At 74.8% G+C, this 14,416-nt stretch carries 12 protein-coding genes; 8 read left to right on the top strand and 4 right to left on the bottom strand.

Features of this window, described 5'->3' with window-relative positions; all coding sequences use genetic code 11:
- On the bottom strand, positions 1-1,575 hold a 1,575-nt coding region (locus DMH08_RS33495), incomplete at its 3' end, for an ATP-binding protein (RefSeq protein WP_125620047.1).
- Between the two features lie 83 nt (positions 1,576-1,658).
- On the opposite strand from DMH08_RS33495, the gene DMH08_RS33490 reads away from it, so the two are divergent.
- Positions 1,659-2,192, top strand: a complete 534-nt coding sequence (locus tag DMH08_RS33490; RefSeq protein WP_125620045.1) for a hypothetical protein — start codon at positions 1,659-1,661, stop codon at positions 2,190-2,192.
- Between the two features lie 10 nt (positions 2,193-2,202).
- Here the strand turns inward: DMH08_RS33490 and DMH08_RS33485 are convergent, their stop codons facing one another.
- Positions 2,203-3,072, bottom strand: coding sequence for an LLM class F420-dependent oxidoreductase (locus DMH08_RS33485; RefSeq protein WP_125620044.1), 870 nt, complete (start codon positions 3,070-3,072; stop codon positions 2,203-2,205).
- Positions 3,069-3,599, bottom strand: coding sequence for a nuclear transport factor 2 family protein (locus tag DMH08_RS33480; protein ID WP_026402357.1), 531 nt, complete (start codon positions 3,597-3,599; stop codon positions 3,069-3,071). The genes DMH08_RS33485 and DMH08_RS33480 overlap by 4 nt, the downstream gene beginning before the upstream one ends.
- Positions 3,600-3,903: 304 nt before the next feature.
- Here DMH08_RS33480 and DMH08_RS33475 point away from each other — a divergent pair, with 304 nt between their 5' ends.
- From DMH08_RS33475 to DMH08_RS33445, 7 genes are all read left to right on the top strand, one after another.
- On the top strand, positions 3,904-5,526 hold the full coding sequence (locus DMH08_RS33475; RefSeq protein WP_442778666.1) for a glycine/sarcosine N-methyltransferase: 1,623 nt from the start codon (positions 3,904-3,906) through the stop codon (positions 5,524-5,526).
- Between the two features lie 192 nt (positions 5,527-5,718).
- Positions 5,719-6,357, top strand: coding sequence for a TetR/AcrR family transcriptional regulator (locus tag DMH08_RS33470; protein ID WP_125620040.1), 639 nt, complete (start codon positions 5,719-5,721; stop codon positions 6,355-6,357).
- Positions 6,358-6,568: 211 nt separating this feature from the next.
- A complete protein-coding gene (locus tag DMH08_RS33465) occupies positions 6,569-7,783 on the top strand; it encodes a PucR family transcriptional regulator (RefSeq protein ID WP_125620038.1) in 1,215 nt (404 codons plus the stop codon).
- A gap of 31 nt (positions 7,784-7,814) precedes the next feature.
- Positions 7,815-8,438 carry a TetR/AcrR family transcriptional regulator gene (locus DMH08_RS33460; RefSeq protein WP_125620036.1) on the top strand — a complete coding sequence of 208 codons (624 nt, stop codon included), beginning with the start codon at positions 7,815-7,817 and terminating at the stop codon, positions 8,436-8,438.
- Positions 8,435-9,793, top strand: coding sequence for an MFS transporter (locus tag DMH08_RS33455; RefSeq protein WP_125620034.1), 1,359 nt, complete (start codon positions 8,435-8,437; stop codon positions 9,791-9,793). Before DMH08_RS33460 ends, DMH08_RS33455 begins: the two co-directional genes overlap by 4 nt.
- Positions 9,780-11,177: a pyridoxal phosphate-dependent decarboxylase family protein gene (locus DMH08_RS33450; RefSeq protein WP_125620032.1), complete on the top strand. Its 1,398-nt coding sequence runs from the start codon at positions 9,780-9,782 to the stop codon at positions 11,175-11,177. Before DMH08_RS33455 ends, DMH08_RS33450 begins: the two co-directional genes overlap by 14 nt.
- 119 nt (positions 11,178-11,296) lie before the next feature.
- Positions 11,297-13,027: a serine/threonine-protein kinase gene (locus DMH08_RS33445; protein WP_125620030.1), complete on the top strand. Its 1,731-nt coding sequence runs from the start codon at positions 11,297-11,299 to the stop codon at positions 13,025-13,027.
- 8 nt (positions 13,028-13,035) lie between these two features.
- Here the strand turns inward: DMH08_RS33445 and DMH08_RS33440 are convergent.
- Positions 13,036-14,416, bottom strand: a 1,381-nt coding sequence (locus DMH08_RS33440) for a D-alanyl-D-alanine carboxypeptidase family protein (RefSeq protein WP_325052965.1), incomplete at its 5' end; no start/stop codon positions are given.

The raw sequence follows: 14,416 nt of genomic DNA, 5'->3' as shown, positions 1-14,416 counted from the left end.
GCCGCGGGCGGCCTGGGTGAGCGGGGGGAAGCGGCCCTCGTAGACGGCGGGGGACGGCAGGTCCGGGTCGTGGTGGACGACGATGACGCGTTCGACCTCGCCTTGCTCGTCGAGGAGGTCGATCGCGCACCAGTCGACCAGCCGCCGGGTGAGCGCGCGGCCGACCTGGCGGAGGCCCTGGGTGAGGTCCTGGGCGCTGCTCAGCGCGCGTTCGCAGTCGGTGAGGAGGGACAGCCGTTCGAGGGGGGACAGGTCCATGCTCGGACGGCGGCCCCGGCGTACGGGCTCGCGGGGGCCTTCCGGCCAGCGGGTCTCGCCGGGTTCGGGGGCCTCGGGCAGGGGCGCGGCGGTCCGGGGGAAGAGCTGGGCGACGAAGACGGTGTGCCCGTCGTCCTTCTCCTGGCCCTGGATGAGGAGGCGGACGGGGACGGTGCGGCCGTCGCGGTGCAGGGCCGGGAGGGGCACGGCCCGGCCGAGGATGCGGGGGCGCCCGGTGAGCAGCAGCGACGTGAACGCGGCGACGTGCCGGTCGCGGAGGTGCTCGGGGATGAGGACGGTGAGGCGGCGGCCGAGGAGCTCGTCGGCGTCCCAGCCGAGGAGGTCCGCGGCGGCCTCGTTGACGGCGGTGATCCGGTGCCGGTCGTCGGTGGCGACGGTCGGGAGCAGGCTCTGCCGGATCTGGTCGGCGTCCCACGGCATGGGGGTGGGGTCGCGGGCCGCGACGGTCCACGCGGTGGGCGGCCGGTCCTCGTCGAGCCGGCCGATGAGTTCGTCGAGCAGCCAGTGCCTCAGGTCGGCGCTCTGGGGGAGCGGCGGGCGGCTGAGCAGGGCCTCGGTCCGGGTGGCGTCGTCGGCCCGGTCGAGGACGTCGCGGAGGGCGGCGAGCGCCGGCGCGGCGTCCGCGGGGACGGACAGGTCGAGCGTGCGGATGTCGGCGTCGGGGTCCCGGTCCGCCGCGGCGAGCCAGGCGCTGAGCATGTTGTTGGCGTCGTGGGCGGTGCGGAGGGCGTCCGGGGCGACGCCGAGGGGGTCGCCGGCGGCCGCGGAGAGCAGGAGTTCGCGCAGGACCGCGTGGCGGTGCTGCCGGGCGGCCATGCACAGCTCCCACGGCACGTCGACGAGCGTCACGGTGCGCCGGGCGCCGCCGGGCGGGTCGGGAGGCCCCCAGGAGGACGGCGCGGGCGCGCGGGGGCCGCCGACCTCGAACCACACCGTCTTGCCGTGCTCGTCGGTGTCGACGCCGTACCGGTCCGTCAGCCGTTCGATCAGGTACAGGCCGCGGCCGGTGTCGGTGTAGGGGTGGCGGCGCCACGGGACGAGCCCGCGGTGCGGCGCGCGGTCGGTGACGCGCGCGTGGACGGCGGCGCCGGTGCGGAGCGACACCTCGATCTCGGTGCGCGCGTGGAGCACCGCGTTGGTCACCAGCTCGTCGACCGCGAGCACGGCCGAGTCCACCGTGTCGGGGGCGGCCACGCCGGTGAGGCGGTCGCGGACGAACCGCCGGGCGAGCGCGGGGCTGTCTGGCCGCGGCGGGAGCAGCCGCCGTGTCGCCTCCATGGTGTCGGCATCGCTCATAGGCCCGATTCCTGCCCGGCGACGCGGGGGTCATGCGCGGGAACCCGCCGCGGACGTGCGGCGTCCCAGGGGCGGACGGCCGCGTGCGGCGTGGGGTTCGTGCCGAGGAGCGCATCATCGAAACCGCGGTGAAGGTCGCCGGGCTGCTGGTCTCCGGTCTGCTGGTGTGGTTCTTCTTCAGCATCGTCTACGAGGTGTCCGCCCACAACGGACGGTCCATCGGCGCGGTGTACGGACAGGCGGGGGAGCCGGGCACGCTGACCGTGACCGGAGACAGGCCCGCCGGGGGGCGGGGGAGCGGGCGGCGGTGCGTCGGGACGTTCGTGCCCGCGGGCGGCGGTCCGGCGGTGACGGAGATCCCCGTGGCCGTGGGCCGGGGGCGCTGCGAGGCGGGGCGCACGGAGCGGGCGCGGTTCGTCCCCGGCTACGACAGCCTGCTGCGGACCGAGCCGGACAAGGCGTACGGGCGGACGGCGGGCGCGGGCGGCCTGATCGTCGCGCTCGTGTTCGTCGACCTCTTCTGCGGGCTGCTCGGCCTCATGTTCGCGATCTACACGTTCGCGTTCGGTGGTTCGCTGGTCACCGGGCTGCGCCGGCGGGTCGGTTCGTCCCGCTGAAGGCCGGGCCCTACGGCTCGATGTCGAGGCCCGCCGCCTCGGCGAACGCCTCCAGCTGCTCGAGGTAGTGCGCCAGGGACTCGTGCCGGACCGTGAGGTTGATGTGGGTCGCGCCCGCCTCCGCGGCCTCGGCGATGACCTCGCCGACCCGGCCCGGGGCGCCGGCGGGGTCGAGGCGTTCGCCGGGGGTCAGGACGGCGTCGAACCCCTCGGGCGCCTCGTGCCGGTCGAGCATCCGGCGCATCTCCTCGGGGGCGGGGCCGCCGAACGACCGCGGCGCCGGGCACCAGCCGTCCCCGAGGGCGACGGCGCGGCGCAGGGCCCGGTCGCTGTGGCCGCCGACCCACAGCGGGACGCGCGGCTGCGCGGCGTGCGGGTCGACGACCATGTCGCGGAACGCGTAGTAGGGGCCCTCGTACGACACGGTCCGGCCCGACAGGGCGGCCCGCAGGGCGCGGAGGGCGTCGTCGGCGCGCGGCCCGCGGTCGTCGAAGGGGGCGCCGAGCAGGTCGAACTCCTCCCGCAGGTTCCCGACGCCGAACGCGAGGGTCAGCCGCCCGCCGCTGAGGTGGTCGAGGGTCCCGTACCGCTTGGCGATCTCCAGCGGGTGGTAGAAGGGCAGGACGAGCACGTAGGGGAGGAAGCGGATCCGGCGCGTCCGGCCCGCCAGGAAGGCGAACGTCGCCAGGGGGTCGTAGAAGCGTTCGCCGCGCGGCAGCCCCGGGGGGACGGCCACGTGGTCGGGGCACGTCAGGAACGTGTAGCCGAGCCGGTCGGCGGCCTGCGCGACCCGGAGCAGTTCGGCCGTCCCCGCCTCGGCCTCCCAGGCCGGGCGCCGGCCGGAGAGCGCCACGATGGGCGAGCTGATTCCCACTTTCACGCGTCCGTCTCCGTTCCGTGCAGTTTCCGCTGGAGCCGGATCAGGGGGTCGTCGCCGTCCCTGGATCCGGCCGGTCCCGGGGCTTCGCGGGGCATCAGGCGTCCGGCGTCGGAGCGGGTCCACTCCCGGACGGCCCACCGCTCGGCGATCGCCCACCGGCCGTCCCGCAGGGCCATGTGGTCGACGAACCGGACGCCGCTGGTGAAGTTGGCGCGCGGGTCGTCGGCGGGTTCGCCCCAGTGCACCGACGTCCCGTACGTCTCGCTGATCGCGGTGTCGCCGAGCAGCTCGACGAGGTGGTTGGCGACGATGTGCATCGTGCCGCCGCGCCGGGCGCGCAGCCGGGGCTCGACCCAGGCGAGGTACTCGTCCACGGTGCCGTCGAAGCCGGTGTGGTGGTCGATCGCGTCCGGGTGGTAGGCCGACCGGACGAGCGCGAAGTCGAGCCGGTCGATGCCCCGGCAGTAGCGCAGGACGACGTCGTGGATCTGCCGGCGGTCGGACGCTTCGTCCCGTGGGGGGCCCATGGTGGGCGAGCGTGCAGCACGCGGCGTCCGTCCGGCGGCCGGGTCCCGCTGGACGGGACGGGCGGGGCGCCCGGCGCCCGTCCGGTGGGGGCGATGTTGCGCTGATCACACACCGTGTTAGCGAAAAGTACCGAGGGAACCCCTTATAGAAACCTGTGCGCAGGGCTAACGTTCGCCCTGAATGTCACGTTCGTGGCTGGTTGTCACGGAATGGAGTCTTCGGCATGCCGAACGTGACAACGGTACGTGTCCGACGAGTCGCTCAGAGTCCTATCGGGGGCCGTGCGCACAGGGAGGCAGACCGATTCAGCGTCAAGATTTCGGCGAGAACCCGACCGAGGTCCGCGACACCAACCACTACGAGAAGGAGTACGTCCACGGCTTCGTGGAGAAGTGGGACGAACTCATCGACTGGAGGAGGCGCTACGAGAGCGAGGGCACCTTCTTCATCGACCAGCTGAAGGCGCGCGGCGTCAAGCGGGTGCTGGACGTCGCCACGGGCACCGGGTTCCACTCGGTGCGGCTCGTGCAGGAGGGCTTCGACACCGTCAGCGCCGACGGCAGCCAGGAGATGCTGCGGAAGGCGTTCGAGAACGGCTTCACCTACGGCCAGTACGTCCTCAAGGTGGTGCAGGCGGACTGGCGCTACCTGAACCGGGACGTGCACGGCGAGTTCGACGCCGTCATCTGCCTGGGCAACTCCTTCACCCACCTGTTCTCGGAACGCGACAGGCGCAAGGCGCTCGCGGAGTTCTACGCGATGCTCAAGCACGACGGCGTACTGATCATCGACCAGCGCAACTACGACTCGATCCTGGACGACGGGTTCAGCAGCACGCACTCGTACTACTACTGCGGCGAGGAGGTCACGGCCGAACCCGAGTACGTCGACGAGGGGCTCGCGCGGTTCCGGTACCGCTTCCCGGACGGGAGCGACTACGCCCTCAACATGTTCCCGCTGCGGAAGAACTACATGCGGCGGCTCATGCGCGAGGTCGGCTTCCAGCGGATCGACACGTTCGGGGACTTCCAGAAGACCTACCACGAGGCCGACCCCGACTTCTTCATTCACGTGGCGGAGAAAATGTACCGGGAAGACGACGTGAGCGGCTCCTACTCGACCGCGGTGAGCACCGCGCGGGACTACTACAACTCCGACGACGCCGACGCCTTCTACCACTCGGTGTGGGGCGGGCGGCACATCCACGTCGGCGTCTACGAGGACGGCGACACCATCGACGCGGCGAGCGCCCGGACGGTCGAGCGGATGGCGGCGGGCCTGCGGCTGGCACCGGACGTCCACGTCCTGGACGTCGGCGCCGGGTTCGGCGGCTCGGCCAGGTACCTCGCCGGCACGTACGGCTGCAAGGTCACGTGCCTGAACCTGAGCGAGGTCGAGAACGCGCGCAACCGCGCGGCGAACAAGGAGGAGGGCCTCGACGACCTGATCGACGTGGTCGACGGCTCGTTCGAGGAGCTGCCGTTCCACGACAACGCCTTCCACGTCGTGTGGTCGCAGGACGCGCTGCTGCACGGCGGCGACCGCATCCGGGCGCTGGAGGAGATCGTCCGGGTCCTCAAGCCGGGCGGCGAGTTCGTCTTCACCGACCCGATGGCGGCCGACGACTGCTCGCGCGACGCGCTGCGTCCCATCCTGGACCGGCTCCACCTCGACACGATGGGCTCGCCCGGCTTCTACCGGCGGGAACTGGCCCGGCTCGGCCTGTCGGTCGAGTTCGACGACCTCACGCCGCACCTCGCCACGCACTACGCGCGGGTGCTGCGGGAGACCGAGGCGCGGGAGGCGGAGATCTCCCGGAAGATCAGCGCGGACTACCTCGACCACATGAAGACCGGCCTGCGGAACTGGGTCGACGGCGGCGCGAACGGCCGCCTGAAGTGGGGCGTCTTCCGCTGCGGGAACTGACCGCCGGACGCCGGACGACGGCCGGGCGGCGCGCGGGCGCCGTCCGGCCGCGGCCGTTCCCGGTCCGGTCGGCCGCGGAGTTCCGCTGGTGGGGGCGGTGCGGTGCCCGGTCGGCGGTGCGAACCGGAGGCCGGTGATCGCGGCGGAACGTGATCTGCGGAACAATGGGGGCGATCTCGGCGAGGAGGCGTTGTGAGCGCGGAAGTGCGGTTCACCGTCACGCGGACGCTGACCAAGGACCAGCAGGCGCGGCGCGAGCGGCTGATCGACGCGGCGTGGACCCTGGCGGTGGAGGGCGGCTACCCGGCCGTCACCATGCACGACGTCGCGGACCGCGCGGGCGTCGCGCGCGCCACCGTCTACCGCTACTTCGCCACCAAGGACCACCTGCTCACCGAGGTCGCCGCGACCTGGGCGCACCGGGTCACCGACGACATCGACGCGCTCGCGGTCGGGGACACCCCGGTCGAGCGGCTCACCGCCCTGCTGGAGCGGATCGTGCGCGTCGCGGCCGACAACGTCACCCTGACGTCGGCGATCATCCAAGCGGTGACGGCGGACGACTCCAGCGTCGACGACTCCCGCAACGTCGTGTTCCTGTTCCTGCGGGACCGGCTGTCGGCGGCCATCGGCGACCCGGTGCCGCAGCGCGAGGACGTCGAGATCGTGCTCGGGCACGTGCTGCTCGCCGCGCTGGTCAGCGTCGCGTCGCTGCACCGCCCCGCGGACGAGGTCGCGGCGATCGTCCGCACGTCCGGACGGCTCGTGCTCGCGGGCGCCCTCGCCGCCGGGGAGCGGCCCGCCGAGGCGAACGGGACGGGCGGCCTGTAGCGCGCGGCCGGTCGCGGGCGGCCGGTTGCGCGCGGCGGATAGCGCGTGCGGACCGATCGGCGCGGCCGTACCGGGCTTCGCGGCCGGACCGATTGTCACCGGAGTGACAACCGCCGCGGCGCATTGCGTTCCCGGCGGTACAGCCCCTTGCGCGTGTGGTCGGTAGCTTCCGGAGCGTCCCCTGGACACCGCGGGGGCGGGAGGTGGAACCGTGACCACGACCCTTCAGGAGCGTTCGCCGCTCAAGCCGTGGGCGGGCGTGCCCAGCGAGCTCTCCGAGGTCTTCCGGCCGCACCTGGACGGCCTGGCCGAGGAGATGATCGAGGAGATCCTGGCCGGGGTCCCCGAGTACTCCCGCCCGCAGGACGAGGAGTACGCGCGGCTCGTCCGGCTCGCCGTGGAGGGCGCGCTGCGCCAGTTCGTCGACCTGATCATGGACCCGGACAGCTCGTGGGAGCAGGTCGCGGCCGTCTACCGGGAGATCGGCTGGGCGGAGGCCCGGGAGGGGCGCAGCCTCGACATCCTGCAGACGTCGATGCGGCTCGGCGCGCGCGTCGCGTGGCGGCGGCTGGCGGTGGAGTCCGAGCAGCACAACATGTCGCGGCACACCCTCGCCAGGCTCGCCGAGGCGATCTTCGCGTTCCTGGACGAGATCGCCCGCGCGGCCACCGAGGGCTACACCAAGGCCCGCGAGCAGGAGGCCGGCGAGCTGGAGCACCGCCGCCGCCGGCTGCTCGACATGCTGCTGGCCGAACCGCCCGCGTCGTCCCGGGCGGTCGCCGACCTGGCGCGGCTCGCGCAGTGGCGGGTGCCGCGCACGGTCGCCGCGGTCGTCCTGTACGAGCGGGGGCGGCACCCGTTCTCGCACCCGTCGCTGCCGCCGGACGTCCTGTCCGACGTGAACCGGCGCGAGCCGTGCCTGCTGGTGCCGGACCCCGAGGGGCCGGGGCGGGGCCGGATGCTGGAGTCGGCGCTGCGCGACTGGGTGGCCGCGATGGGCCCGACGGTCCGCACCGAGGACGCCGCGAAGTCGCTGCGCTGGGCGCGGGAGGCGCTGCCGCTCGCGCGCCGCGGCATCCTGCCGTCCGACCGGCTGATCCGGTGCGCCGACCACATGCCGGCGCTGGTGGTGTTCAAGGACGAGGAACTGGTGCGGGCCGTCGCGGACCTGCGGCTCGCGCCGCTGCGGTCCGTCCGGCCCCGGCATCGCGAGCGGCTGATGCGGACGCTGCTGTCGTGCCTGCAGAACGGGTTCAACGCGACCGAGGTCGCCGCCCGCCTGCACGTCCACCCGCAGACCGTCCGGTACCGGCTGCACCAGCTCGAGGAGCTGTTCGGCGACCGCCTGTACGAGCCGGAGGCGCGGCTGGAGATGGAGATGGCGCTGACCGTCTGGCTCACCGCCCCGTCTCCATCAAGCGATTGACCAAGGCGCGCCGGAGGTCTACGGTCGGCGCATGACCAGCGACTCCGGCCGGGAGCGCATCCTCGACGTCGCCACCCGGCTGTTCGCCGCGCACGGCTACGACGGCACGTCCACCCGGCTCATCGCCGAGGCGGCCGGGCTCAACATCGCCACGGTCGCCTACCACGCCGGCGGCAAGCGCGACCTGTACCTGGCTGTCATGGAACGCGCCCACCGCGCCGAACGCGCCGCCCTGGAGGCGGCCGTCGCCGACCTCCTCGGCGACCCGCCGCCCCGCGGCCCGGGCGGGGCGGCGCTGCTCGCGCTCGTCGACCGGTACATCGACTTCTGCGCGGCGAACCCCGCGGTACCGGCGCTGTGGATGCACCGCTGGCTGTCGGACGCCGCCGACGTCGCGCACCTCGAGAACCTCTACGTCCGGCCGCTCGTGGACCTCGTCGTGAGCGCCGTCCGCCCGTTCGCCGACGACGGCGCGGACGTCGAGTACGCCGTCTGGACGGTCATCTGGGCGACGCACGGGTTCGCGCGCGGCGGCGCCCTCGACGCGGACGGCCGCCGCCGCGGCATGGACGACCCCGCCGAACTCGCGCGGTTCCGCGCCCACCTCCACCGGCTCGTCACCGCCTCCCTGGGGCTCCCCGAGGGCGCGCGGTGAGCGCCCCGGCGACGACGGCGGCCTCGGCCCCGCTGACACGCGCGCGCCTGTTCGGCTACGGCGTCGGGTCGGTCGGCACGGGCGTGTTCTCGGCCGTCCCCGGGCTGCTCCTGCTCTACTACCTCACCGACGTCCTCGGCGTCGGCGCGGCCGTCGCGGGCGCCGTCCTCGTCCTGCCGAAGGCGTGGGACGTCCTGCTGAACCCCGTCGTCGGCGCCGCCAGCGACCGCGAAGCCGTCCGGACGGGGCGCCGCACCCGGCTGCTCCTCGCCGGCGCCTGCACCCTGCCCGTCCTGTTCGCCGCGATGTTCGCCGTCCCGGTGGACTCGCCCGGGTTCGCCGCCGCCTGGACGGGCCTCGCGTTCCTCCTCGCCGCGAGCGCCTTCGCCTGCTTCCAGGTCCCGTACGTCGCGCTGCCCGCCGAGATCTCGGCCGACCCCGCCGAACGCGGCCGCGCGATGGCCTGGCGCGTCGTCTGCCTCACCCTCGGCATCCTCGTCGCGGGCGGCGTCGCCCCCGCCGTCACCGACGCGGCGGGCGGCGGCCGCGCCGGGCACGCCCTGATGGGGCTCGCCGTCGGCGCCGTCATGGCCGCCGCCCTGCTCGGCAGCGCCCTCGCCACCCGCTGGATCCCGTCCAGCCCCGGCCCGCACGCGCTCGGCCTCCGCGCCGCGCTCCGCACCGCCCGCGGCAACCGCCCGTTCTTCGCCCTGCTCGCCGCGTACGTCCTGCACACCCTCGCGGTCGCGATCATGCTCGCGGGCGCCCCCTACGTCGCGGCCTACCGGCTGGACGACTACGCCCTCACCTCCGCGATGTTCGTCTGCATGGTCGCGCCGAGCGCGTTCGCGGTGCCGATGTGGCGGGCGCTCGCGCGCCGGTACGGGGCCGTGCCCTGCTACGCCGCCGCGCTCACCGCGTTCGCCGCCCTCGTCGCCGCGCTCTTCCCGCTGATCGCGTCGACGGCCGCGGTGCTCGCGCTCAGCGCCGCCGTCGGCGTCTGCTACGCGGCGACGCAGTTCCTGCCGCTCGCGCTGCTGCCCGAGACCGTCCACGCCGACGCCGGACGCACCGGGCACGCCCAGTCGGGCGCGTTCACCGGCCTATGGACGGCCGCCGAGACCGGCGCGCTCGCCCTCGGCCCCGGCGTGTTCGCGCTGATCCTCGCCGCCTGCTCGTTCCGCTCGTCCGACTTCGACACCGCGGCCGTCCAGCCGGACACCGCGCTCACCGGCGTCGCCGCCGGGTTCACGCTCGTCCCCGCCGCCCTGCTCCTGCTCAGCGTCCCCCCGCTGCTCGCCTACCGGCGGCTCGCCGCCGCCCACGCACCGAGGACCCCCGATGACCCTGCCTGAGGACGGCCGCCCCGCCGCCGACCTGCTCGACCGGCTCGCCGCCCTCCGCGGCGCCGACCTGCCCGTCCGCGGCGGCAAGGTCACCGCGTACGTCTACGACACCGGACGCGACGCCGTCCACGACCTCGCCGCCGCCGCCTACGCGGAGATGCTCGAAGTCAACTGCCTCGACCCGACCGCGTTCCCCAGCATCGTCGCCCTCGAACGCGAGGTCGTCGGCGCCGTCGCCGACCGGCTCGGCGGCGGCACCGGCGTGTTCACCAGCGGCGGCACCGAATCGATCATGCTCGCGGTGAAGGCCGCGCGCGACGCCCGCCCCGTCGCGGGACGGCCGCAGATCGTCCTGCCGGTCACCGCGCACCCCGCCTTCCACAAGGCCGCGCACTACCTCGGCATGGAGGCCGTGGCCGTCCCCGTGGACGACGGGTTCCGCGCCGACCCCGCGGCCGTCGCCGCCGCGATCACCCCGCGCACCGTCCTCGCCGTCGCGTCCGCGCCGTCCTACCCGCAGGGCGTCATGGACCCCGTCCCCGAGATCGCGGAGATCGCCGCGTCCGCCGGCGTCCTCTGCCACGTGGACGCCTGCGTCGGCGGCTGGGTGCTGCCGTGGCTGCGCGACACCGGACGCCCCGTCCCGCCGTTCGACCTCTCCGTCCCGGGCGTCACCTCGCTGTCGTGCGACCTGCACAAGTACGGCTACGCGCCCAAGGGCGCGTCCGTCGTCCTGTTCGCCGACCCGGCGCTGCGCCGCCGCGCCTACTTCGCGTCCGCCGAATGGCCCGGCTACACGGTCATCAACTCGGGCGTCCAGTCCAGCAAGAGCGCGGGCCCGCTCGCCGCCGCCTGGGCCACCCTCCACGCCGTCGGCGCCGCCGGCTACCGCGACCTCGCCGCCCGCGCGATGGACGCCGCCGAACGCCTCGCCGCCGGGCTCCCCGACGGGCTGCGGGTGCTCGGCGCGCCGGTCGTCCCGCTCGTCGCCGTCGCCTCCACCGACCCCGCGCTCGACGTGTTCGTCCTCGCCGACGAGGCCCGCGCCCGCGGCTGGTTCTTCCAGCCGCAGCTCTCGTACCGCGGCATCCCCGCCAACCTGCACTTCACCATCACCGGGGTGTCCGACACCGGCGCGCTCCTCGACGCCCTCGCCGCGTCCGCGGAAGCCGCCCGCGCCGCCGGACCGCCGCCCGTCCCCGACGGGCTCGCCGAAACCGTCGCCGGCCTCGACCTCGACGCCCTCACCGACGCCGGGTTCGCCGAACTGCTCGCGTCCGTCGGCGCCGAGCCGTCCGGCGGGATGGCCGTCGTCAACACCGTCCTCGACGCGCTCCCCCCGGACACCCGGGAGGCCCTCCTGATCCGCTACCTGTCGGCGCTGTACGCCTGACCGGACGCGCCGTCCGCAATAGGGCCGATCGGGCATACCGCTGTGACATCATGCGGGCGGGTAAGCAGTCCGTCGTGCCGTCGTGATCCGCCCTGCGCGCGGGGCATGGAAGGGTGTCCATGGCCGCATCTCCGCTCCGCGCCGACGACCCGGCCGCGCTCGGGCCCTACCGGCTGACCGGACGCCTCGGCGAAGGCGGCCAGGGAGTGGTGTACCTCGGCGAGGACGAGTCCGGGCAGCGCGTCGCCGTCAAAGTGCTCAAGACGTCCGACCCGGCGGCCCGCACCCGGTTCCTCCGCGAGATGGAGGCCGCCCGCCGCGTCGCCCCCTTCTGCACCGCCGCGGTGCTCGACTCCTCCACCCGCGGCGACCGGCCCTACGTCGTCAGCGAGTACATCGACGGCCCCTCACTGGCGCAGCGGGTGCAGGACCACGGCCCGCTGCACGGCGGCGCGCTCGTCCGGCTCGCCGTCAACACCGCCAGCGCGCTCGCCGCGATCCACTCCGCCGGGATCGTCCACCGCGACCTGAAACCGGCCAACGTGCTCCTCGGCCCGGACGGCCCCCGCGTCGTCGACTTCGGCATCGCGCGCGCCATCGACGCCGACACCAACACCCAGATGGTCGGCACCCCCGCCTACTTCGCGCCCGAATGGATCGACGGGCTGCCGCCGACCGAGCGGTCCGATGTCTTCGCCTGGGCGGGCACCGTCGTCTACGCCGCCACCGGCACGCCGCCGTTCGACTCCGGCCCCTCCTTCGCCGCGCTGATGAACCGCATCGCCAACGCGGAGCCGCGGCTCGACGGGGTGCCCGCCGCGCTGCGCCCCGTCATCGCCCGCTGCCTCGCCAAGGACCCCGCCCGGCGGCCCACCGCCCGCGAGCTGATCGACCTGCTCGTCAGCCCCGACGGCGACGCCCGTCCGCCGGCGGGCGACGCCCGTCCGCCGGCCGGGTTCGCCCACCCCGCCCCGCCGACCGGTGCGGCGCCCGTGCCGCCGCCGGGCCCGTCGTTCGTCCCGCCGCCGCGTCCGCCGTCCCCGCCGTCCACCGTCGAGCAGGAGCGGCCGCGCGCCTGGCGCCACCCGGGCGTGCTCGCGTCCGTCGGCGCCGTCGCGGTCGCGGCGGCCCTCACGATGGCGTTCGTCGCCGCGGTCGCCTGGCGGGCGGCGGGCAACGAGGAGGACGGCGCGTCCGGGGCGCGCGGCGCGTCGGTCACCGCGACCGACGCCTACGACAGCCCGCCGGCGTCCCCGACCGACGCGTACGACAGCCCGCCGCCGTCCCGGAACCTCATCTACGAGAGCGACTTCGTCCACGAGGCGACACTCCCCGAGAACCGCCGCAGATGGATGGAGAACGAGGAGATCCGGTACGTCCCCGCCGGCTACCGGTACGGCATCGCCGCCGAATCCGGGTCGACGGTGGAGGCGAAGCACGCGCCCCTCGCGGACATGCTCGTCACGGCCCGGGGCGGCTTCCAGGGAGCGGCCCCCGGCGCCTCCGAGGTCGGCGTCACGTGCCGCAACGACGCCGACGCCTCCTCCACCGTCGGCTACGGATTCATGATGTCGCGCGACGGCAGGACGGAGATCGACCGGTACGGCACGGAGACCACGTCGCTCGGCTCGGCGCGCGTCCAGCCGAAGGACCGCGCCGACCACGAACTCAAGGCGCTGTGCAAGACCGTCGAGGGCGGCGTGCGGCTCGTCTTCTGGGTGGACGGCGTCAAGACCCTCGACGTCGTGGACCCCGACCCCCTCCCCGCCGGGGTCTCCGGACTCACCGTCGAGACCGACGGCGCCGCCTTCGCCGCGCTCTTCACCCGCTTCTCCGTCCACCGCGCCTGACGGCCCGGCTACCCCAGCCTCGTCAGCCGGTCCAGCAGCGCCGGGCCGCCGTAGGCGTCCCCGAACCGCAGCGGCACCCGCGCCGCGCCCGCCGTCAGCGCGCCCGTCTCCTCGCCCGCCGCGGCCTCCGCGGGCGGATCGCCCTCGGCGGCGACGCCCACCGTCAGCCCCGGCCACCCCACGACCGTCACCGCGGACGCCGCCCGCACCGGCGTCGTCCCGCCGAGCCCGTCGTCGACCACCGCGACCCGCTCGCCCGCCTGCGCCAGCGTCGCCGACGTCAACGCGCCCTCGGCCGCCCGCACCAGCTCACCGGCCGCCGACACCGCCCCCGCCGCGCTCGCCGTCCGCTGCCCCATCACCGCACCGACGATCAGCGTCGGGACCCCCGCCACGTCCTTGCGCGCCGCGAACACGAAGTTCCCGCCCGCCGCGTCCGTGAACCCCGTCTTGCCCCCGACGACCCCGAACTGCCCGAGCAGGAAGTTCCCGTTCGGCCGCGCCGCGCCGCCGTCCGCGGGCTCGAACGTCCGCTGGTTCACGATCTCCGCGAACGCCGGGAGGGCCATCGCGGCCCGCAGCAGCTTCACCTGGTCCGCCGCGGTGCTCACCGTCCCCGAGTCGTAGCCGCTGGGGTCGGTGTACGTCGTGTTCGCCATCCCCAGCTCGCGAGCCGCCGCGTTCATCTTCGCCACGAACGCCTGCACGCTGCCCGCGTCCCACTTCGCCAGCTCGTGCGCCACATCGTTCGCGGAGACGACCATCAGCGCCTCGAGCGCCTTCCGCTGCGTCAGCCGCTGCCCCTGCGTGATCCCCAGCAGCGACTCGCCCCGCTGCCGCCGCATCGGCATCTCCGCGACCCCCTCCGGCGACACCGCCAGCGTGGGCCCCGGCTCACCCGGCCGCAGCGGATGGTCCCGCAGGTACACGTACGCCGTCATCACCTTCGCGACGCTCGCCGTCGGCGCGGGCACCGCGTTCCCGGACGCCCCCATCGTCCCGAGCCCCTCGACGAACACCGCCGACTGCCCCGACCCCGGCCACGGCAACCGCGGCGCCGCGCCCGGGAACGTGTGCTCCGCCGCGATCGTCAGCCGCAGCTCCGGCTCCGGCACCGGCCGCAGCAGCTGCGCCGTCACGACCGCCAGCACCGCCACGAGCGCCGCGACCAGCACCCACGGCCACGCGCGCCGCCCCGACCGCTCGTCCTCCGGCGCCCCCGCGACCTGCGGCACGTCCTGCCGCGTGACGTCCCCGACCGGCTCGTACCCGACGAACCGGACGAGCCCGCCCTCGCCCTCGGACACCTCCCCGCGGTACGCCTCCGGCACGGGCAGGTCCACGACCGTCCGCGCGGCCTCCGCCCCCCGCCCCGGCGGCGCCTCGAAC

This window comes from Actinomadura sp. WAC 06369, from assembly GCF_003947565.1.
In the GTDB taxonomy this organism is placed as follows: Bacteria; Actinomycetota; Actinomycetes; order Streptosporangiales; family Streptosporangiaceae; genus Spirillospora; species Spirillospora rifamycini.
This window is presented reverse-complemented; position numbering and strand designations above follow the sequence as displayed.